We start from the raw sequence: 21,992 nt of genomic DNA on the forward strand, positions 1-21,992 counted from the left end.
TGTTTGAAAAATTCGATTAATTGGTCTTTAGTACATGATGAATAAAACAGCGATTGACCATTAAGTATTTTTAACCTTTTGATCAGCTTCGGCTAAAAACTGACTCATTCTCGCAATCGTTCCTTTAATCCGATCTGGAAAAACAGCCATATTGGTAAAATAACCATGAACTAATCCTTTTTCACAAATCGTGTCAACTTTGACACCCGCATCTTTTAAACGTTTTGCATAGGCTAATCCTTCGTCCCTTAGTACATCACATTCTGCTGTGATAACTAAAGCTTGTGGAAGATTGCTTAAGTCTTCAGCTAATAACGGGGCTACATATTTGTTCTGCCGATCAGATTCGTCTCGAATATAATAAGTCCCAAACCAAATCATCAGATCTTTATCTAACCCAAAACCTTGTTCAAATTCTTTATAAGACTTTGTATTATATCCCAAATCTGTCACTGGGTAGATGAGCACTTGCGCTGAAATTTGTGGTCCATTTTGATCACGAGCCATCATCGAGACAACCGTCGCAAGATTCCCGCCTGCGCTATCTCCACCGACAATTAACTTGGAAGCGTTACCATTTAATGACGATGCATGATCATGGACCCATTGTAAAGCCGCATATGAATCTTGCAATGGAATTGGAAACTTATATTCAGGAGAAAGTCGATAATCCACCGATACGACGACTGAACCTGTCCGATTTGCAATCATTCTGCAGCTTGCATCGGATATTTCAATATCTCCGATGACCCATCCTCCACCATGATAGTAAACAAAGAGTGGGAAAGGACCTTCCCCTTCTGGAGTATAAATTCGAATTTTTATCTCCTCATCTTCACCAACTGGAATTAAACGATTCTCCACCTTTGCAAGCGGCGCTAACTCGACCTCAACAGGAGGGGCTTGGGCAAACATTTCTCTTACTGCTTGAGGATCCATTGATTGAATGGCAGGCATTTGATTAAACATTTCTAAATATGCTTTTGCTTCTGGTGCTAAGTTCGGCATAGAATCATCCCTTTCTCTTTATAACTAGTTCTATACTTAAGATACATTATTCTGAATTATCTAAATATTCCCACTTTAGAGTGGGTCCCCCCCCCTTAAAAGGGGATATTTTTACTAAAAGCGATTATTTGATCGAATAAAGAAACCTCTTTCCCTATCAAGGGGAAAGAGGTTAAAAATGAACTCTAATTATCAGTATTAAACCGCAACCTATGCTTCCTGTAACAAATGAGTCTTTTCTTTTTCTTCCTCCGCTAAGCCTAGTGTTTCTGTTGTAAACGATTTGATTTCCTCTAGAAGATCTTGATCTTCCATCAGTGAAATGCCGTAAGAAGGGATCATTTCTTTAATTTTCGGTTCCCACTCTTTCATCTGTTCTGGGAAACATTTGTTAATGACTTCAAGCATCACGTGTACAGCTGTTGAAGCGCCTGGAGATGCGCCAAGTAATGCTGCAACCGAGCCATCAGCAGCAGTAATCACTTCCGTTCCAAATTGAAGTGTCCCCTTCCCTGCTTCCGTATCCTTAATAACTTGTACACGTTGACCCGCAACAACTAAATCCCAATCTTCAGCTTTCGCATTCGGGATAAACTCACGTAACTCTTCCATCCGTTGCTCTTTCGATAACATCACTTGCTGAATTAAATATTTTGTCAAGGACATTTCTTTTGCGCCCGCGGCCAACATCGTTAAAACGTTATCCGGTTTGATCGAAGTCAGCAAATCGAACATGGAACCGGTTTTTAAAAACTTTGGTGAGAAACCAGCAAATGGCCCAAATAGTAATGATTTTTCATTATTTATATATCTCGTGTCAAGATGCGGAACAGACATTGGCGGTGCACCAACCTTTGCCTTGCCATATACTTTTGCATGATGCTGTTCAACAACATCTTGATTTTTACAAACCATAAATAATCCACTAACCGGGAAGCCACCGATATGTTTGCCTTCCGGAATACCCGTTTTTTGCAATAAGTGCAGACTTCCGCCTCCACCTCCAATAAAAACGAATTTTGTTGTATGGCGTTCAATCACACCATTCTCAAGATTGCGAACTTTCAATTCCCATAAACCATCACTTGTCCGTGTAATATTTGTTACACAATGATTGTAGTTTACATCGACATTTTTACTTTCTAAATGAGTAACCAACATACGCGTTAAAGCACCGAAGTTAACATCCGTTCCAGTATCAATCTTTGTTGCCGCAATTGGTTCAATTGAGTTACGTTCTTCCATTACTAACGGAAGCCAATCTTTCAGTTTTTCCGGATCATCAGAAAATTCCATCCCTTGAAATAGTGGAATATCTGTAAGTGCTTCAAAGCGTCTCTTTAAAAATTCGACATTTTGCTCCCCTTGGACGAAACTTAGATGAGGCAAAGGCATGATAAAATCCTGCGGATTCTGAATCAGCTTATTCTTTACAAGATAAGACCAGAACTGCATCGAACTTTGAAACTGTTCATTAATTTTTATCGCTTTGCTAATATCAACAGATCCATCCGGTTTTTCCACTGTGTAGTTCAATTCACAAAGTGCCGCATGACCTGTTCCGGCATTGTTCCACTCGTTTGAACTTTCCTCTGCTGTTTTTTCAAGTTTTTCAAATGCAGTAATTTTCCAGTTCGGTACCAGTTCTTTCAGCAATGTCCCCAATGTCGCACTCATGATTCCAGCGCCAATTAAAATAACGTCTGATTTCGTTTCTCTTTTACTCATTTTAGCTCCATTATCCCCCTATGTTCGCAGAAAAGATGCTAGCGCTTCTGCGCATACTCACACTATACTAGATGATCATCTAGTATACATCTTCCCCGTCACAAATATTGCCAATTAAATATCTATTATTATATGATAATTATAAAGTATTTAAAAGGTATTAATGTTGATAAGTTTGCTTTTATCACCTGGAAAAAGAGTCAGCATATAACAGAAGATTAAAAGTTTCATTATAAAAGTGTAAGTTGCATTGTGGTTCGTCTCAATTATTCAGCCATTCGTCCATTATTTTAGGTAGTAAAAAGGAGAATTCAAATTCTCATTCATTAGTTGTTTTTTTAAAAAAATTTTAAAAAAGCCTTCGCTTTCCTTTATTTTCAAAAGGGATATGAAGATAAAGCGAAGGATGATGATTTCTCAAATATAGTTGTACTTTTTTCTACCTAATCAGTAAAAACTATCATTAAATTGACTGGATTGCGTCCTTAATCGGTTTCGTTCCAGTCACTACTTGAAATTCCTTGCCAATGGTCGCGACATTTTCTAAACAGGCGATGATGACACTTGCTACATCTTCCCTCGGGACTTCCCCTCTAGGAACTTCAAATGCTGCATTGATTAGGCCAGCCCCACTTTCATTTGTCAAAACCCCTGGATGAATAATCGTATAGTCCAAATCGGTTGATTTTAACCATTCATCGGCATAATGCTTCACAGCGACATATGGAGCAAACGATGGAGGAGCAGACTGGATAGCCGATCGTCGCGTATCAAATGAACTAATCATAATAAACCGCTTCACACCGGCCACTTTCGCTGCCTCGATTGTTTTTACAGCACCATCTAAATCAACCATAATTGTTTTGTCTTTCCCTGTATGTGCCCCAGATCCTGCAGTAAATACAATAGCATCGACTCCATCGGCAGCTTTGGCAATCGTTTCGATGTCCTGTTCAAGATTCGCGACTACAACTTCCGTGCCTAAATTTTCAAAAAAGGACGCTTGCTCCTCGTTACGAATCATCGCCTTTGCTTCCAGATGATCCGTTTTCTGCAGCAATGAAACTAGATGTTTTCCTATTTGCCCATTGGCGCCAACAACAAGAACTTTCAATTTCTTCATCCTTTCTTTGAGAAATAAATATAGACTTTTTCAACTAACTGTAATGGTAAGCCAAATAACAGGTTTATGTCTAGTTATTGCCCTTGTCCTAACACTAGTTTTAGTCTGGTGGATCACTCAAACATTTTCCTGATAAAAGATATCAAACCCTTAAATGATTTGATAAAATGGAAAAAATAAATATTAAGTCATTTTATTTTCATAGTTTCCTAGCAAAAATATACGTATACTAATTTTATGAGGACATACTAAATTACATACTACTTATACATCAAGGAGAGATTTAGATTGAAGATTACTCTATCTGAAAAAATGAATGAGTTTCAAACGTCAATTTTCAACGAACTAGCCAATTATAAGAAACTAAAGCTTCTAGAAGGAAAAGAACTCATTGACTTAAGTATTGGGAGTCCCGACTTACCACCTCCTGATTTTGTCATGGACGAATTACAGAAAAATGTTCAAGACCCGTCTCAGTATGGCTATACGCTAACCGGAACTGAGGAGCTTCACCAAGCAATTACAAACTATTATCATCGCCAATTTGATGTTCATTTAAAAGGAGAAACGGAGGTCATCATGTTGATGGGCTCTCAGGACGGACTTGTGCATTTACCTCTTGTGCTGACAAATCCTGAAGATATTATCCTTGTTCCTGACCCAGGGTACACCGCTTATGATGCAGGAATCTCCTTAGCTGGTGCCCGCCCCTATAAAATGCCGTTGAAAGAAGAGAATCAATTTTTACCCGATTTAAATGCAATCCCGGAAGAGATTTGTAAAAAAGCAAAGGTCTTAATCTTAAATTTCCCAGGCAACCCGGTACCAGCCATAGCTACGAAGGAATTTTTCAAAAAAGTCGTTCAGTTCGCAAAGGAAAACCATCTAGTCGTTATTCATGACTTTGCCTACTCAGAGCTTTATTACGAGGAAAAGCCAATTAGTTTCTTATCTGTCGACGGAGCAAAGGATGTGGGGGTTGAATTTAATTCTCTATCTAAAAGCTTTAATATGGCTGGATGCAGAATTGGCTATATTGTTGGCCATGAATCAATTATAACTGGATTAAATCGTTTAAAGTCTAATCTTGATTATGGGGTATTTTTACCAATCCAAAAGGCAGCGATTTCTGCTTTAAATCACTCAGCTCAATATAGTGAGCAGTTACGAAACATCTATAAAAAGCGAAGAGATTCTTTAGTAACTGGTTTAAATGAATTAGGTTGGAAAGTTGAGTTTCCGAAGGCATCGATGTTTATCTGGGCAAAAGTACCAAAGCCCTTTACTTCAACCGAATTTGCCTATAAGTTAATCGATGAGGCTGGAATCGTGGTTACACCAGGAAATGCTTTCGGGAAAGAAGGCGAGGGCTACGTTCGAATTGCGCTAACTCAGCATGAAGAACTATTAGAAAAGGCTGTTTCTAGGTTGAAAGAGTTACCGATATTCTCGTTGAATTCCCAGAAGTAAGTTAGCTATAGAGAGGAATCTAAGATGACATTACAACAATTAAAATATGTAATCGAAGTGGCAAGAAGCCGTTCAATAAATAGAGCGGCGCAGAATTTGTTTATTAGTCAGCCAAGCCTTTCTAACGCTTTAAAAGAACTGGAGAAGGAATTAGGCATTACGATTTTTTCGCGAACCAATAAGGGCATTATTATCACTCCTGAAGGCTCGGAGTTTCTAGGTTATGCACGACAAGTGTTGGAACAAGCAGAGTTGCTTGAAAATCACTATTCCAATGCACAATCGCCTCAGCACCATTTCTCAGTATCAACTCAGCACTATGCGTTTGCGGTGAGTGCTTTTGTACGACTGTTAGAAGAGTATGATCGGGAGGAATATGAATTTACTCTACGGGAAACGAAGACCTATGAAATCATTGATGATGTGAAAAATCTGCGGAGTGAAATCGGGATTTTATATATGAGTGAGTTTAATAAAAAGGTGATTCAGAAATTCCTAAGAGAAGGAAGTTTAAAGTTCCACGAGCTATTTGAAGCAAAACCTCATGTTTTTATTAGCTCGACTAATCCACTAGTGAACCAGGATTTTGTGACATTAGATGATTTACTTCCATACCCTTATCTCTCTTTTGAACAAGGAGATTATAATTCTTTTTATTTTTCCGAGGAGATTTTAAGTACTCTCTCTAGACCGAAAAACATTCGAGTGAGTGATCGGGCCACTTTGTTTAATTTACTAATTGGCTTAAATGGGTATACAATTTCAACAGGTGTCATTAGTCAGGAATTGAATAGTGACATTGTTGCGGTTCCTTTGAAAATAGATGAAGTGATTACCGTTGGATATATTACTCATAAAAACGTAACAAACAGTTCTCTTGCAAATATTTATATTCAGTATTTAAAAGAAACCATTGCCCAAGAACAAGGCCAGATATAGTTTAAAACTATAGCAAGGAATGTGGGGTACAATCGCCAGTGTACCGCAGCCAAATACACTACATTTTTAATTGAAAATTGATATCCGGATTTTTTCATTTAAGGTTAGGCTCTGTTATAACTGAATATTGATTTCACTGCGTCTGAAAAATAAACGGAAAAATTCCGTCTAAACTGGGAAATACCGATATTTTCTTAAAAATAAGGGGAGTTTTTCCGTTTATATGATCCAAACCTTTGAATTTTGTCTTATTTAGAGCAGTTAAGCGGAATATCTCCGCTTATTCATTCTCAAACCTACACAAAAATCGATATGGAGAAGGCGGAAATGATTTGCAAACATCTTAATAAGTAAAATTCGCAATCCGAAGAATTAGCAATTAAAAGTAAAATAGCAAGGGTATAAACCCTTGCTATTTCTAATGTGTTTTAATTTCTCTAGCCTTACAAATTGCCCTACATTTTATAGCCCAAAAAGAATTGCATTTTCCTGCGTAAATTTGACGTTTTGCGATAGGAAACGGAACCCGTTACTCTGAGCTTCCTTCTTTTTTTTATAAGTATTGTTATTTAGCGTTGAACCGCCTATTGTTCTACCCCAACCTGTTCAGAAACAGTTAGCGACCGTTTTCGGATGAGCAACAGATAAGTTAAAAACGCAGAAGAGCTACATACGGCAATTACAATTCCTAATGGAATCGCTGTCTGACTTCCTAAAATTCCGACAATTGGGGCAACCATGCCGCCAATGCCATAATTCATCAACCCAAGCAGTGCAGAAGCACTTCCTGCATTTTTACTTTGACTTTGCATCGCTAATGAAATAGAACTCGTGTTAATAAACCCTGTACTTGAGACGATTAAGAAAAACGCAAGCGAAACCGGAACTAACCCTGACCCAATTAAAGTAAAAACGAGCAACAACAATCCGCCAACGAACGACATGATGATTCCTATCATCAAAAACCGAGTCTCCCCAAAGCGAGGTGATAATCTTCCTGTCAACTGTGAAGCAACCACTAGACCAAATGCATTCATCGCAAACAGCAAACTATACATCTGGGGAGACAACTCGTAAATCTCTTGAATAACAAAAGGTGAACCAGATATGTAAGCAAACATCGCTCCGGCTGAGAAACCTAATGCTAATGCATAGCCTAAAAAGATGCGATCAACTAGCAAACTTTTAAAATTAAATAAGGTTTGACCAAATCCTCCTGTTGTACGTTTTTCTTTAACCAATGTTTCAGAAAATATAAAAATAATACATGTTAGCATAACAGCTCCAAGGGCAAAAAGAGTAAAGAAAATCCCCCGCCATGACATATATTTAAGCAAAAGGCCCCCAATGATAGGTGCCAGAATAGGCGCAAGCCCCATAATGAGAACAAGGATAGAATAGACCCTGGTCAGATCACTCCCAGAATACATATCGCGTACACATGCCCGGGCGATGACAATTCCTGCACCGCCTGCTGCCCCTTGTATAAGTCGTAGCACTATTAAGAACCATATGGAAGGAGCAAACGCACAAAGAATAGATGCGATGCAAAATAAGATTAACGAAATCATTAATGGCTTTCGTCTTCCGTAAATATCGCTTAAAGTCCCACCTATTAATTGACCAACTGCCAAACCAATTAGCCCACCAGTTAAGCTTAACTGGACAATCGATGCTGTTGTTTGAAATTCGTTCGTAATCGTTGGAAATGCCGGCAAATACATATCAATGTTCAATGGCCCAATCGAAGTTAAAGCCCCTAATAGGATGATGATACTTATTGAAACTTTTGTTTTTGTGGCACCCTTGCTGACCACCTTTGATTTTTCCAAATCACTTTAACCTCCTAGAATATTTCGAATATATAAACTTTAATTCTCTTATTATAAAACAAATGTTTTTTTATTACATCCTTTTCAAATCCTTTTTCCAATTATTTCATAAATGCTCAAATAAAACGGTTGGACCTTGCAAACAAATCATTTAGTGAACATGAACATTCTTGAATATAGACATTTTTAATTATCCTATTTGTATTTAAAATAAAAAAACGAATAATTCAATTTCTACTACACAATCTATTTATGGTCAGGAGGTGAAAAACATGGCTAATCAACAAAATAACAACAACAACAATAGCAATAAAAACAATCAGCAAAACAACAAAAGTATTTCAGAAGGAATTAAAAATACCGCAGGGGCTGCATTCCAAACTGTTCATAGTGCATTAGAAACAACTGAAAATGCTGCAATGAACGCAGTAGACGCAACAACAAATATGGTTAATAATGTAACAGGGAATGAAAACAAAAATAAACAAAATCGCAATCAGCAATAAACACAACTTCTAGACAGTGGGGATTCCTCATTCCCCACTGAGCACAAAAAAATCCCCAATCCAAACGGATTCGGGATTTTCACGGAAGGAGGATGGCCTCCACTCTTGCCTCTGCTAGATTTTCTTAAATCCAAGCTGCGCCAATGATGACTAGTAAGATAAATAACACGACAATTAGCGCAAATCCGCCACGAGCGCCAAACCTGCCGAAACCATAGCCACCATATCCAATACCATGACCACATCCATATCCAAAGCCCATTTTATCACTCCTAACGTTTATCGTTCATTTATTTTAGTAACCAAAGCCGATGTAAGATGCTCCTACAATAATAAGGAGGATAAATAATACGACAATCAAGGCGAAGCCTCCTCCTGCGTATCCACCACTCATTAACAACACCTCCTTATTCATTTGTTATTACTATATGGGTTTTCGTATTTTTGGAAATGGCAGATGCCCATTTTTTTAAAAAAATGGGCTCAGTCTGACTAGCCTCTTAATAAGAAGCCTTTTTCAGGAAAAATAAATGTTAAATTGTTACAGTTATTAAATCATATGAAGGAGACATGGTAACTGTTTAGGCGAACGTCGCTTTTATTTTAAAAATTTTCCAGTTGATTTCCTTAAATTAGAAACGACCTAAACTGCTGCTTTAAGTGACCTCGCGGTGTTCAATTCCTACGGTCATGCTAACTGCTGTTCGGCAAATTCCCGATATAAAGGGTGAGACTGGATTAATTGTTGATGCGTTCCCATTCCGGTGACTTTTCCTTTTTCAATAAAAATAATTTGATCGGCGTCGACAATCGTTGATAACCGGTGGGCAATGACAAATGTCGTTCGCCCTTCCATTAATCGTGATAAGGCTTGTTGAACGATGCTTTCTGATTGACTGTCCAAGCTGGCAGTTGCTTCATCCATCATTAACACTTTTGGATCACGTAAAAATGCACGTGCAATCGCAATTCTTTGCCTTTGACCGCCAGACAATTTTACCCCGCGTTCTCCTACCTCTGTATCTAAACCTTTGGCAAATGATCGAATAAATTGATCGGCATAGGCCATTTCAGCTACCTCCCATAGACGCTGATCTGAAATCAACTCAGCATCTTTCAATCCATAGCAAAGATTTTCACGAATGGTTCCGGCCATCATTGCACTCTCTTGTGAAACATAACCAATTTGGCTACGCCATGCAGCTAGCGATAATTGCGAAATTGGGGTATCACCAATCACGATTTTGCCAGACGTTGGTTCATAATAACGCTCTAACAACCCAAACATCGTTGTTTTGCCGCCACCGCTAGGCCCTGCGAAGGCAATCATCTGACCGGGCTGTGCTTCAAAAGAGATTTTATCGAGAACAGGCTCATCCTCGCTATAAGCAAAGGAGACATTGGAAACAACAATTGGTTTGTTCCCAATATCCATTTCAATCCCATTTTGACCATCTTCTGAAGGGAGAGCCAAAATATCAATCATTCGTTCTGTTGCCCCTTTTGCTTTTTGTAGTTGAGTAAAAAACATGGCAAAAGAAGTAATTGGAAAAATAATTTGAAAAAGATAAAGTAAGAATGCAACGAGCGAACCGGTTGACATCGTTCCATTCGCCACCCTGACACCTCCGTAGCCGATGATAATGACAATCACAACCATGACGACAAAATACATAAACGGGCCAATTAACGCAAAGATACGGGACTCCTTTAATCCGAAAGACAATAAATTATGTATCCCATTTTTCCCCTTTGTTTCTTCAAATGCTTCGGCGGTAGAAGATTTCATTAAGCGAATCTCACTAATTGTTTGTTGAATATCTGCTGTAAATTTCGCTGTTTCATCTTGTAAGCCACGGGAGATTTTGGACATTTTCCGTCCTAGGGGAATCATAATCGCCATCGTGATTGGCACTGAAATTAACATTAATAACGTCATTTTCCAATCCATAATAAAGAGAATAATAACCGCCCCGAAAATGGAAATTAAACCAGTAATAAACCGTGGAAAATGCTGTGAAATTAAATCTTTAACAATTCCTGTATCGTTTACAACTCGACTCACTGATTCGCCGCTCTGATGTTTATCAAAATAACGAACGGGGAGACGAATCAATTTAAACCACATTTTCTCCCGCAAGCGAGCCACAATCTTTTGGCCAACTGCCGCTAGCAAATAGGTGGAAACTCCATCAAGAACGGCTTGAAGAATGAATACACCACCGATGAGTATAATTAAGGTCATGCTAATTGTTGAAACAGTGAACCCATCAACCAATTCGCGTGTTAACAATGGAATTGAAAGGCCGACAATCGTTGTTACAACACTCGCAATTAATCCAATCGTTAATGCCCATTTAGGTATTTGAATCGATAAGATGAGTGAAAAAAACGGTTTTAAACTTCCTTGTTGTTTTTCCATGTGATTCCTCCATAATGGACTAACTTTGCTTCCTTCCTATCTTACATCAATTGAACGATGATTTCAGTTCGAAACACCCGGAAGTTCATTCACAAGCCCATTCATATGAGACTGTAAAAAATCCAGGAAGATTCACCACAAAAAGCCAGAATAATGTTGAAATTTGTATAAAATTATAGACAAAATAGGTCTAATATAGTAAAATTATTTAAAATTAACAGAATATTTAGACTTAAAACTGAAAGTTGTGATCAGCATGATAGAGACGTATATCGAATATCTTTCTTGGGCAATTGGCATGTTCTTATTTTTCTGTTTCGTTCCTAAATCAAAGATTCAGCAAGCAATCATAGGTATCCTTGTCATGCAATTGTTAACTTGGCCACTTGGACTAATTGTCGTTGAACTAAACTTAATCACCTATCCAGTCCGTTTCTTTGATGACGCAACGAAAGCAAGTTTTACTTTTGAATATTTTATCTTTCCAATTGTAAGCGGTTTATTTAATATTCATTATCCGAAGAATCAATCTGTTTGGAAAGTATTTATATACACGAGCGTAATCGTCTCATTGTTAACGATTGGTGAAGTCCTTTTAGAGATATTTACAAATAATATTGAGTATGTGAATTGGCATTGGTACTGGAGTTGGCTATCCATGTTTGCTGTATTACATCTCTCATATCGAATCTATCGCTTTGTTATTCTCTTGAGAGCCTAATCATTTTCACAGCGGTGCTAACGGTTTTGTTTCAATATCATGTTTTATCACTAATAGGAAAAAGTAAGCTCCATCCGGTTTCAAATTGGATGGAGCTTACTTTTTTTGCAAATCATTTTGTCGAATCAAGACAGATGTTTAAGAACATAATTTCAATAGGAATTTTTTTCGTATCCAGCGAATGTACTAAAGTAATTAAGGAGGTGAAAAAGATGGAACATCATAACGATTCATCTGGAAACTTTGAGACAGTGACCTATCAACTTGAGGATAATGTATACGAGGTCGTCATAACAAACCTTAAAAATAATATCTCAGTCAATGGCTCCGGAACAACAGAGATTGAAGCATATAGCAACGCATTGCAAAGACTAGAGGAAGAAAAGGACAAATAACCTATGTCGTAAAAAGTGATAGGCTTGTACTCCTTTCAGAAGGATACAAGCCTATATGATACTTTTATCATTTCTTAAACTAAGGCAAGCCCTCAGCGAAAGTTCAACTCCTCCAAATCCTCTTCACCTCCGCCCAAACGATAGCATAGACTATTTTAACAATTATTAGGTTGCTATTCAGAATAATAGGAGGTTTTATATATATGGAATTAACTGCAGCCCATTGGATGTATTTAATTGGAACCTGTATCATTATTGTAACGATGCTGCTGCGGCAAAATGTGGTAGTACCTTCGATTATCGTTACCTTTTTAGTAGGCTGGGTTTTCACTGGGTCCTTAACGGTCGGTTTGCAAACAATCTTTAATGCGAGTTTAATTGCCGCTGGAGAATTATTTAATATCTTCCTCATCATTACGATCATGACCGCGTTACTACACTCGTTAAAATCACTTGGAACAGATCAACAGATGATTACTCCGTTTCAACGTGTAATGAAAAATGGCCATATTTCCTTTTGGACTCTCATCTTCGTTACGTATGCAATCTCCTTATTCTTTTGGCCAACCCCTGCTGTCCCTCTAGTTGGTGCCTTACTCATTCCCGTTGCGATTCGAGCTGGACTTCCACCAATAGGGGCAGCCATCGCGATTTCCTTAGCTGGTCAAGGGATGGCTCTATCCTCTGATTACATTATTCAAATTGCACCTACATTAACAGCGTCTGCTGCGGGCGTGGATGTGAGTACCGTTGCTGACCGAGCATTCGTATTATCCATCATTACAGGGATCACTGCCATCCTGATCGCTTATCTATCATTAAGAAAATGGATTTTAAAACCTTCCATTGATCATCTTATCGCTTGGGAGAAACTTGATCAATCCGCTGAACAAAAGAATGAAGCGAACGAAATGGTTGATACAAACAAAAGTAAATACAGCTTACTCTTTGCCTTCCTTGTTCCCCTAACATTTCTTATCATTATTCTTTACATGTTTCTCGCGAAATTTTCCGGTATGAATGCATCAGTTGAGGGCGGAACTGGAGCGGCTTTAATTGGCGGTGCTTCAGCCCTGCTTTTAATTGCTGCGTCCATGGTTAAAAACTTTCGTTCGTCTTTGAATCAAGTGAGCGACAACCTTATAAAAGGCTTCTTATTTGCTTTTAAAGCGATGGGGCCTGTTATTCCAATTGCTGGCTTTTTCTTTATTGGCAGCAGCGAATTGTCAGGTAAAATTTTAGGTATGAATGCAGAAGAATCCCCGTCCTTTTTATTTGACTTAGTTGTTTCTGGTCAGCAATTCATTCCTGAGAGCACATTTATCGCGGGGTTCGGGATTCTTTTAATTGGAATGATTACTGGGTTGGATGGTTCCGGATTTTCCGGTTTGCCTCTAGTCGGATCTCTCTCCGGTGCTTTAGGTACTAGCGTTGGTGTCGATCCAGAAACATTATCGGCTATTGGTCAAATGGGCTCGATATGGGTCGGTGGTGGAACATTAATTGCTTGGTCCTCGCTCGTCGCAGTCGCGGGCTTCGCAAAAGTCCCTGTCATGGAGCTTGTCCGTAAAAGCTTCTTCCCAGTGATGATTGGCTTAATTTTATCAACTCTAATTGGGTTATGGCTCTTCTAAAAATAGTAACTAACACAAAATTCTTATTTCAATAAATTTGCCCCCTTATATGAAAGGGGGCTACATGTTTGGAAACCTGTAATGTTTGTCAAATAGCGCTCATCTTTATGCATCTCGACAGCTACTTACAAATTGGAAAATCTTATCTACATTCTTCTGACCAGGTTTTTCTTCCACACCTGTCAAAACATCGACTGCATAAGGATGAACTTCACCAATGAGCCCTTTAATGTTTGTCGGTTTAAGCCCACCAGCCATGATAACAGGTAAGCTGCTTTGTTTTTGAATCATTTGAAAGGTGGACAAGTTCACCAATACCCCTGTCCCGCCTGGCATTGATTCAGTATAAGTATCAACTAAAAGAGCAGAAATGCCCGTATTAGAGAGTGCCTCGACGGCCTGAGTCGGATCTTTAATCTCAAAATCACAATTTCCATCTTTATCGATTCGCAAAGCTTTTATCGTTTTGATGCCATCTTTCTGTAATTGATCGGCAATTTCACTAACTTCAGAAAGTTTTTCTTTATAATGCAATTGAACAACATTCGGACGTGTTTTCTCTACAACGCCCAATATTTTGTCAACGGAACCACCCGTTACGACACAAGTACTAACAAATGGCGGTACGTTTTGAATTAATTTCCTCGCTTCTTCTACTGTTAAATTCCACGGAACAGAAGTTGGGTAATCAACGACAAAGCCAACCATATGCACGCCTGCTTGAACACATGCCTTTACATCTTGATCGGTCATTAAGCCGCAGATTTTTACTCTTGTCATCTTTTGTTTTGCCCCCAAGGAACAGTTAGCTCTTGATACATTGCGACCGGATCTTTTGCTTTTAAGATCGTTGTACCGACTAACACACCATGAGCACCAGCCGACGTTGCTCGGATCACATCAGCGGCAGAAGCGATTGAACTTTCACTCAACACAAATGTATTTTCCGGGACAAAATGTGCCAGTTTTTCCGTCGTATTGACATTCCCATCATCCATTTCCCATACAAGAATGTTCCGGTTGTTAATCCCGAGAAATGTCAACTGTTCTTTTTTAATCGCTTGAATTTCTTCTTCATTATGAGTTTCGACTAACGGTTCTAACCCAAGTGAATTCGCTTCATCAATCAGTTTATAAAGCTGATCCTTTTCTAAAATAGAAGAAATGAGCAGGACCGCGCTTGCTCCATACTCAACACTTTCCTGTAAATGCTCTTTTGTTTTAATAAAATCCTTGCGCAAAACAGGTACGTCGACAGCTTTAGCAATTTGCTGCAGCATTTCTAAAGAACCCCCGTAGTGTTCGGATTCAGTCACAACTGAAAGAACAGGGGCACCGGCGGCTGCTAAGCTTTTTGCCAAAACAACCGGGTCCCTCCCAACCATCAAATCACCTTCACCTGGTGATTTACACTTAATATCCGGAATAACCGGTGTCACTCCTGTTCGATACTTGTCCCATAAAAGGTTCGTACATTTTCTTGATTGAGAATTCTTGTTCATTTCCATGTTATTTCACCACTTTTAAATCATTTGAAGCCGTAATCAATTCCTTTAGTTTCCGCTCGGCTGCGCCACTGTCAATAATATCATTGGCCAGTTCAATTCCCTCCGCAAAAGAACTTGCCTTATCACCGATCATTAGAGCGCCTGCCGCATTGATAACAACGGCCTGACGTCGAGGTCCTTTGTCTTTTCCTGAGAAAACATTTCTAATCATATTGGCATTTTCTTCTGGCGTTCCCGTGGAAATTTCATCAAGCGTACAGCGGGACATCCCAAAATCTTCTGGTGCAATTTCATAAGTTGATATTTTACCATTCTTTAATTCATTTATTCTCGTTTTCCCTAAGAGAGAAATTTCATCCAAACCATCCAATCCATGAACAAATAATGCATGCTTATAACCTAAAGATAAGGCAACTTGAGATACAGTATCCAACAACTCTGGTTTATAAACACCTAAAACATGCTTAGTCGCTCTTGCTGGATTAATTAGTGGCCCAATAATCGTATAAAAGATTGTCTTTATGCCCAAATCTTTTTCTGGAGGCAATACCTTGCCCATTACTGGATGGTATAGTGGTGCATATAGAAAGGACATCCCAATGTCTTCAATAAGCTTTTCAACAGCATCAGGCGTTAAATTAATTTCTACATTCAATGCTTCTAACACATCTGCACTTCCAGACAGACTTGAGATCGAACGACTGCCATGCTTTGCGATTGGAATCCCAGCAGCTGCTGCAACAAACGCAACAGAAGTGGAGATATTAAAAGTACTTAGTCCACCACCGGTACCACAAGTATCCATACATTCTTCATTAATGTTCGGACGGATTGGAACACAATGATCGCGCATCGCCTGAGCAATCGCCGAAATTTCCGTTAATGTCGGCCCCTTCATTAATAATGCCACTTGAAAGCCAGCAATCTGTACTTCACTTAATTCATCATTATTGATGGCCACAATTAAACGATAGGCTTCTTCTGACGTTAAGTCTTTTCTTTCTGTTAATTTTTGCAAGACATCTTTAATCATCGTCATCTCTCCCATTGGCTATTTTTGTTCAATCATAATTTGACGTTGCTCCTTAAAAGAATGAACTTTTTTCCATTAGCGAATTGCAGCGACCATCGATTGCACATACTCTCTCACATGTGGTACACAGTCTGAACCATATTGTCCAATGATTCTGACAATCGCACTTCCAACAATGACTCCATCAGAGAACTGCGCCATTTTTTCTGCCTGTTCAGGAGACGAAATGCCAAAGCCGATTGCGCACGGAATATCTTTCACTTCTTTGACGATTTTAATCATTTTTTCGACATCATTTCCAATTTCCCTACGGACACCAGTAACGCCCATTGATGATACACAATAAATGAACCCTTCTGCTTCATTTGCAATCATGCGGATGCGGTCATTTGATGTTGGAGCAATCATAGAAATAAAGGTAACCCCATATTGTAAACAAAATGGAAGGAGTTCCTCTTTTTCTTCAAACGGCAGGTCTGGAACAATTAATGCTTGTACCCCCGCTTCTCGACAATTTTTCATGAACCTCTCCGCTCCATACGTAAAAACCGGATTAATATAAGTCATAAAAGCAATGGGAACATCACATGTTTGACGGATTCGCTTCACCATAGCAAAAATTTTATCCGTTGTTGTACCCGCAGCAAGTGCTCGATCATCAGCCTCCTGAATAACCGGACCTTCTGCAATTGGGTCGGAAAATGGAATTCCGAGCTCAACTAAATCTGCCCCGGCTTCCGCCATTTCAATAACCAATTGTTCGGTTATTTCTAATGAAGGATCACCAGCCGTTATAAATGGGATAAACGCCTTGCCATTTGAAAATACTTGTTGTAAGTTAGTCATGAATTTGCACCCCTTTGTAGCGCGCAATTGCCGCAACGTCTTTATCTCCTCTTCCCGATAAACAAATCACCATTACTTGGTCTTGACTCATTGTCGGAGCAAGCTTTTTTGCATATGCAATGGCATGTGCACTCTCAATGGCAGGAATAACCCCTTCCATACGTGATAAATATTCAAACGCCTCCACCGCTTCATCATCGGTAACCGGCACGTATTCTGCTCTACCTTTATCATGGAGGGCCGCATGCTCAGGTCCGATTCCCGGATAGTCAAGTCCAGCCGAAATGGAATGGACTGGTGCAATCTGTCCGTATTCATCTTGACAGAAATAAGACTTCATTCCGTGAAAAATCCCTAATGTACCTGCTGCGATCGTTGCAGCTGTTTTTTGCGTTTCTACGCCTAGACCTGCTGCTTCACAACCGATTAAGCGAACATCTTCATCTTCGATAAAATCATAAAAGGCTCCAATGGCATTGCTGCCTCCCCCGACACATGCAAGGACCGCATCAGGAAGTCTTCCTTCCAACTCCAACATTTGTTGTTTAATTTCTCGGCTAATTACACTTTGAAAATCACGAACAATTGTCGGAAAAGGATGCGGACCCATGACAGAGCCAAGTACATAATGTGTATCATGAACACGTTGTGTCCATTCACGCATCGTTTCATTTACCGCATCTTTTAATGTTTGTGTCCCGCTCGTAACCGCATGTACTTTCGCACCGAGAAGCTCCATTCGATATACATTGAGAGCCTGTCGATCCGTGTCCTCTTTCCCCATAAAAATCTCACATTCTAACCCTAATAGCGCAGCGGCTGTTGCCGTAGCTACACCATGTTGTCCTGCACCTGTTTCAGCAATTACCCGTGCTTTTCCCATTCGTTTCGCCAGAAGCACTTGACCTAGAACATTATTGATTTTATGAGAACCTGTATGATTCAAATCTTCACGTTTCAAATAGATCTTCGCTCCGCCGAGATCTTCCGTCATTTTTTCTGCAAAATAGAAAAGTGACGGACGACCAGCATATTGATTGAGCAAACGAGTGAACTCCTCAATAAATTCCGAATCCTTCTTGTAGTAATTATACGCACTCTCTAGTTCATTGATGGCATTCATTAGTGTCTCTGGAATAAACTGCCCACCGTGGATTCCAAATCTTCCTTTTGACATTTGCTTCAATCTCCTTCTAAAAAAATAAAATAAAAAAAGCCTTTATCCCCAAAAATAGGGACAAAAGCTTTTTGCTTCTGCGGTACCACCCAAATTGACGTAAAACGCCCACTCATTCTTGTATACATAACATATACATCCTGCTGATAACGGCCAGGTTCCGTAAGTGCCTACTTTCAAAAGAGTTCAGCCTTCCCTCACAAGTCCATTCAGAATATTCTTTGTAACCGCTTCTCACCAAGCGCGGCTCTCTTTGTACAAGTCATTATTCTTACTACTCTTGATCATCGGTTTCTAATTTTACGAATATTTTATCATTTGCTTCTGAACTTGTCTACAAATTTCTCCCCTTCACTTCCCCTGTGTAGCACCTTTTCTGATTTCACAGATACATCGTCACAATTTGATTAGCGTTTTCCACTTCTTCATCTGTTCGATTAGTATGAATGTAAAAATCGAGAATAAACTAAAAACACGGCCTAACATACAATTACATCACTTTATTGGAAATGGTATCAACAAACATGCATTTCGGAAAGGAAGGGTCTTTTTGCGTAACGTTATTGTCTTTTTCATTACTTTATTGATTGGATTTGGATTAGGCTACCTCTTTTTCACAGCGGGAGATGATCGGACGACAGAAGAGACTGAGTCAACTGAACGACAAACTCCTGCTGAAGAAGGAGAGAATCATGCTGCCGAAGACCTTCTTCCCCCGACAAGTGAAGAGGAAATCGGAGAAGGAAGTCAAATTTTAAATGAGAAAAGCTGTATTTCCTGCCATTCTGTATCGGCTTTGAATTTGCAAGGTGGTGCAACAGGCCCAGACCTTTCAAATTCGTATTTAAATGTGGAAGGTAAACATGGGAAGCCGTTGGATGAATATTTACAACAACCTACCTCAGCGGTCATGACTTCCGTAATCGAAGGAAATCCTCTCAGTGACGAAGAAAGAGCACAAATTATTGAAGCGTTGCGAATAGCAGCGGAACAAAATTAACCAAAAAGAGACGGTCCACGATCGTTGTGGAACCGTCTCCTCCCTTTTGATTATTTCCCGCAGCATTTCTTATATTTTTTTCCGCTGTTGCATGGGCACAGGTCATTTCTTCCAATTTTCTTTTTCGTTCGCATATCGATTAAATTGTCTTTTTTAACTGATGGAAGCGACCGTAATGCTTTTTTTTCCTGCATTGCCAGCTCATTTGAAGTATATCCTTTTAAAAACCATTGCCTTGTGTTGTTCATTAAACCAACGACTCTGTCCATAACTTCACGGATTTCTTCGATCGAATCAAAGACCAATCGTTGGCTTAGAAATTGGAGAATCGCATTTGGACTTTCCCCAATCCTCGTGGCATACACACTCTCTTCGGCAATTTGTTCCGCTACTTGCTCAGGGAGATTATAGTTCTTAGTTAGATGTGAAACAAGGTTTATAAAACTTCCATTTTTCTCCACAAAATCAGCATTCCCAGCCTTGATTAATTGTTTTTTGGATAATGGGAAATAATTTAACATCTTTCGCATTTGCTGCTCTTTTAGCACTCTCCCCGAATCAAATACTCTTATATTAGAGAAACCATGCTCATCTATTCTCATGTTTTTATAGTATGAAATCGCATGTTCGATGACAGAGTAATATTGTCGCGAGTCAACTGGACTCCCGATATATTTTTCTAATAAGCTAAATAAATCATTTACGGTCAGCGCCCCATAATAGTAAAGCAACCCATGGGTAAGTTGAATCCAGTCTGTATTTCTTTTAACCATAGCTTGAAATTCGTTTGTTTTTACGAGAGTTTCTAATTGCTTAACCATTTCCTCTGGGACAACGAACACCTGTTTCTCATTATAAGTTCCTGTAAAAATAAACCCAAAGCTACGGTAGTAGTCGATTTTATGTTGTTCAAAAACTGGTGCCTTAATCAAGCCATTTTCACGAATGATTTGAGTGATGACATTATAACTTTCCTGGTCAAATACAGAAAATACATTCTCTATTGATTCAGGTAGCTTTTCTGCCAGTAAATGGACAAGCTCCGCTTTTTTTAAACTGCTGGCATTTTTAATTTCTAGCCGTTTTCGAATTCCATCTAGTTCAGATTTTGTTTGCTTTGTAAGCCCCTCATGGAGAGTCAATGGAATTGAAATCTCACTCCACACTTTTTGGTGCCATCTCTCCTGATTTCTCTTAGTCGTTTCTTTTAGTCCATCTAAAGCATTTGTTAGCGCATTTAGTGTTTGTTTATTATCCATTTTTCCACCTTTTTGTTTCAAGTTTGCTTAAAAAAGAGGCTCATCAGCCTCGTTCAACTAGCTTTGTCTCTCTTCTTTGAGACAAAACCGACAGAACTCATTGTATCATAAAGCGTAACCTCCATCAGAGGGGTGGTTCTTCATCCCCCACTGCTGCCAGTTAATCTGCGATGAAAATTTTTATCTCAAACTACTTGCTCAATCTGATTATTTCTTTAAGAGGGTGTGAAAGAATTAGAGGACAAAGGAAAGTCATTCTGTCTGAAAAAAATTTGAAGAATGTTCGCGACAATTTATTTCCCAGGCAAGCGCAAGAAATGACAATAAATTATAAAACTTTTTATTTTCCACTAGAATTTTGTTGATTATTAGGGGTTTTTGCGGGTTCTTAGGAAGATCCGTCGAAATAGATGGTCTTTATGACTTATCTATCATAGTAAGTTTTCATGAGTCCATTTTTCCTCAACCTATCTTCTGGTATGATGGATTAGAAAGAGATACCAGTTTATAATTTAACATTAAATAGGAGGAATTTAAAGATTGTTTTTAAAAAATTCGCTAAATAAATCCAATTATACGGTTGTTTTTACTGGTGCAGGCATGTCTACCGAAAGCGGCTTACCTGATTTCCGCTCGGCAAACAAGGGATTATGGAAACAGAAGGACCCAAGTAAACTCGCAAGCACAGCTGCATTAAATCATCATGTTGAAGATTTTATCGCTTTTTATCGCGAGCGCGTCTTGAGTGTAAAAGCCTATCAACCAAATCAAGGGCACCACATTTTAGCAAAGTGGGAACAGTCAGGAAGGATTCAATCAATCATTACCCAAAATGTCGATGGATTTCATCAATCAGCTGGAAGCCAGCGTGTTGCTGAATTACATGGAACGTTGAGAACCATTCATTGCCAGTCGTGTGGAACCGTTTATGATAGCGAAGAATATGTAAAAAAGGAATATTATTGCAAATGTGGTGGAGTATTACGCCCATCCGTTGTCTTATTTGGAGAAACACTGCCAGAAGAAGCCTTTCAATTTGCATTTGAAGAGGCTAATAAAGCCGAACTATTTATTGTGATGGGCTCTTCTTTAACCGTATCACCTGCCAACCAATTCCCTCTCATCGCAAAGGAAAATGGAGCCAAATTAGTCATCATCAATATGGAACCAACTGATTTTGACATGTATGCAGATGAAGTAATCAACGGGATGGAAATTGGCAAAGTTTTAGTTGAATTGGATCAAGAAATAAAATCATCATGAACTGCTAAGGCCCCTATGGAATTTTATCAAAGGGGCTTATTTCGTCCTGTGGAACATTTTGTGAAACAAAATATTCGGTACGTAGCTGCTGTAGTGTTATCCTCGCGTTATACGTAAGTTTTGTGTAA

At 39.0% G+C, this 21,992-nt stretch carries 21 protein-coding genes and 1 other annotated feature; of the genes, 8 read left to right on the forward strand and 13 right to left on the reverse strand.

Features of this window, described 5'->3' with window-relative positions; all coding sequences use genetic code 11:
* Positions 1-60 precede the first annotated feature (60 nt).
* The 3 genes from GNT69_RS05695 to GNT69_RS05705 form a co-directional block, all read right to left on the reverse strand.
* Positions 61-1,008, reverse strand: coding sequence for an alpha/beta hydrolase (locus GNT69_RS05695; RefSeq protein WP_203554015.1), 948 nt, complete (start codon positions 1,006-1,008; stop codon positions 61-63).
* A gap of 210 nt (positions 1,009-1,218) precedes the next feature.
* Complete coding sequence (locus GNT69_RS05700) at positions 1,219-2,736, reverse strand: malate:quinone oxidoreductase (RefSeq protein WP_203554016.1); 1,518 nt, start codon at positions 2,734-2,736, stop codon at positions 1,219-1,221.
* 463 nt (positions 2,737-3,199) lie between these two features.
* Positions 3,200-3,859, reverse strand: a complete 660-nt coding sequence (locus GNT69_RS05705; protein ID WP_203554017.1) for an SDR family oxidoreductase — start codon at positions 3,857-3,859, stop codon at positions 3,200-3,202.
* 288 nt (positions 3,860-4,147) lie between these two features.
* Between GNT69_RS05705 and GNT69_RS05710 the strand changes: the two genes are divergently transcribed.
* Both GNT69_RS05710 and GNT69_RS05715 read left to right on the forward strand, forming a co-directional pair.
* Positions 4,148-5,329 carry an LL-diaminopimelate aminotransferase gene (locus tag GNT69_RS05710; RefSeq protein ID WP_203554018.1) on the forward strand — a complete coding sequence of 394 codons (1,182 nt, stop codon included), beginning with the start codon at positions 4,148-4,150 and terminating at the stop codon, positions 5,327-5,329.
* Positions 5,330-5,353: 24 nt separating this feature from the next.
* Complete coding sequence (locus GNT69_RS05715) at positions 5,354-6,268, forward strand: LysR family transcriptional regulator (protein ID WP_203554019.1); 915 nt, start codon at positions 5,354-5,356, stop codon at positions 6,266-6,268.
* Positions 6,269-6,852: 584 nt separating this feature from the next.
* Here GNT69_RS05715 and GNT69_RS05720 read toward each other — a convergent pair.
* A complete protein-coding gene (locus GNT69_RS05720; protein ID WP_203554849.1) occupies positions 6,853-8,043 on the reverse strand; it encodes a Bcr/CflA family efflux MFS transporter in 1,191 nt (396 codons plus the stop codon).
* A gap of 329 nt (positions 8,044-8,372) precedes the next feature.
* Here GNT69_RS05720 and GNT69_RS05725 point away from each other — a divergent pair, with 329 nt between their 5' ends.
* On the forward strand, positions 8,373-8,606 hold the full coding sequence (locus GNT69_RS05725) for a hypothetical protein (protein ID WP_203554020.1): 234 nt from the start codon (positions 8,373-8,375) through the stop codon (positions 8,604-8,606).
* Between the two features lie 124 nt (positions 8,607-8,730).
* Here the strand turns inward: GNT69_RS05725 and GNT69_RS05730 are convergent, their stop codons facing one another.
* From GNT69_RS05730 to GNT69_RS05740, 3 genes are all read right to left on the reverse strand, one after another.
* Positions 8,731-8,868, reverse strand: a complete 138-nt coding sequence (locus GNT69_RS05730; protein WP_203554021.1) for a YjcZ family sporulation protein — start codon at positions 8,866-8,868, stop codon at positions 8,731-8,733.
* Between the two features lie 33 nt (positions 8,869-8,901).
* Positions 8,902-9,000 (reverse strand): YjcZ family sporulation protein, encoded by a 99-nt coding sequence (locus tag GNT69_RS05735; RefSeq protein WP_203554022.1) that lies wholly within the window; start codon positions 8,998-9,000, stop codon positions 8,902-8,904.
* A 294-nt stretch (positions 9,001-9,294) separates the two neighbouring features.
* Positions 9,295-11,028 carry an ABC transporter ATP-binding protein gene (locus tag GNT69_RS05740; RefSeq protein ID WP_203554023.1) on the reverse strand — a complete coding sequence of 578 codons (1,734 nt, stop codon included), beginning with the start codon at positions 11,026-11,028 and terminating at the stop codon, positions 9,295-9,297.
* 256 nt (positions 11,029-11,284) lie between these two features.
* On the opposite strand from GNT69_RS05740, the gene GNT69_RS05745 reads away from it, so the two are divergent.
* The 3 genes from GNT69_RS05745 to GNT69_RS05755 all read left to right on the forward strand — a co-directional run bounded on the left by GNT69_RS05745 (position 11,285) and on the right by GNT69_RS05755 (position 13,778).
* A complete protein-coding gene (locus GNT69_RS05745) occupies positions 11,285-11,749 on the forward strand; it encodes a CBO0543 family protein (RefSeq protein ID WP_203554024.1) in 465 nt (154 codons plus the stop codon).
* A 212-nt stretch (positions 11,750-11,961) separates the two neighbouring features.
* On the forward strand, positions 11,962-12,144 hold the full coding sequence (locus GNT69_RS05750) for a hypothetical protein (RefSeq protein ID WP_203554025.1): 183 nt from the start codon (positions 11,962-11,964) through the stop codon (positions 12,142-12,144).
* A 203-nt stretch (positions 12,145-12,347) separates the two neighbouring features.
* Complete coding sequence (locus GNT69_RS05755; protein WP_203554026.1) at positions 12,348-13,778, forward strand: hypothetical protein; 1,431 nt, start codon at positions 12,348-12,350, stop codon at positions 13,776-13,778.
* Between the two features lie 105 nt (positions 13,779-13,883).
* On the opposite strand, the gene GNT69_RS05760 is transcribed toward GNT69_RS05755, so the two are convergent.
* From GNT69_RS05760 to trpB, 5 genes are all read right to left on the reverse strand, one after another.
* Entirely contained in the window at positions 13,884-14,558 is a 675-nt protein-coding gene (locus tag GNT69_RS05760) for a phosphoribosylanthranilate isomerase (protein WP_203554027.1), read from the reverse strand.
* On the reverse strand, positions 14,555-15,286 hold the full coding sequence (locus tag GNT69_RS05765; RefSeq protein WP_203554028.1) for an indole-3-glycerol-phosphate synthase: 732 nt from the start codon (positions 15,284-15,286) through the stop codon (positions 14,555-14,557). Before GNT69_RS05765 ends, GNT69_RS05760 begins: the two co-directional genes overlap by 4 nt.
* 1 nt (position 15,287) lies before the next feature.
* Positions 15,288-16,319, reverse strand: coding sequence for an anthranilate phosphoribosyltransferase (gene trpD / locus GNT69_RS05770; protein ID WP_203554029.1), 1,032 nt, complete (start codon positions 16,317-16,319; stop codon positions 15,288-15,290).
* A 75-nt stretch (positions 16,320-16,394) separates the two neighbouring features.
* The gene (trpA, locus tag GNT69_RS05775) at positions 16,395-17,165 is read right to left on the reverse strand and encodes a tryptophan synthase subunit alpha (protein ID WP_203554030.1); all 771 of its coding nucleotides are present in this window, start codon (positions 17,163-17,165) and stop codon (positions 16,395-16,397) included.
* A complete protein-coding gene (gene trpB / locus GNT69_RS05780) occupies positions 17,158-18,342 on the reverse strand; it encodes a tryptophan synthase subunit beta (protein WP_203554031.1) in 1,185 nt (394 codons plus the stop codon). Before trpB ends, trpA begins: the two co-directional genes overlap by 8 nt.
* Positions 18,343-18,395: 53 nt before the next feature.
* Positions 18,396-18,639: a binding site (T-box leader), on the reverse strand.
* Between the two features lie 253 nt (positions 18,640-18,892).
* On the opposite strand from trpB, the gene GNT69_RS05785 reads away from it, so the two are divergent.
* Positions 18,893-19,342, forward strand: coding sequence for a c-type cytochrome (locus tag GNT69_RS05785; protein ID WP_203554032.1), 450 nt, complete (start codon positions 18,893-18,895; stop codon positions 19,340-19,342).
* 50 nt (positions 19,343-19,392) lie between these two features.
* Here the strand turns inward: GNT69_RS05785 and GNT69_RS05790 are convergent, their stop codons facing one another.
* Complete coding sequence (locus GNT69_RS05790; RefSeq protein WP_203554033.1) at positions 19,393-20,601, reverse strand: SEC-C metal-binding domain-containing protein; 1,209 nt, start codon at positions 20,599-20,601, stop codon at positions 19,393-19,395.
* A 540-nt stretch (positions 20,602-21,141) separates the two neighbouring features.
* Between GNT69_RS05790 and GNT69_RS05795 the strand changes: the two genes are divergently transcribed.
* Positions 21,142-21,864, forward strand: a complete 723-nt coding sequence (locus GNT69_RS05795; RefSeq protein ID WP_203554034.1) for an NAD-dependent protein deacylase — start codon at positions 21,142-21,144, stop codon at positions 21,862-21,864.
* Positions 21,865-21,992 lie beyond the last annotated feature (128 nt).

Source organism: Bacillus sp. B15-48 (assembly GCF_016879755.1).
In the GTDB taxonomy this organism is placed as follows: domain Bacteria; phylum Bacillota; class Bacilli; order Bacillales; family Cytobacillaceae; genus Mesobacillus_B.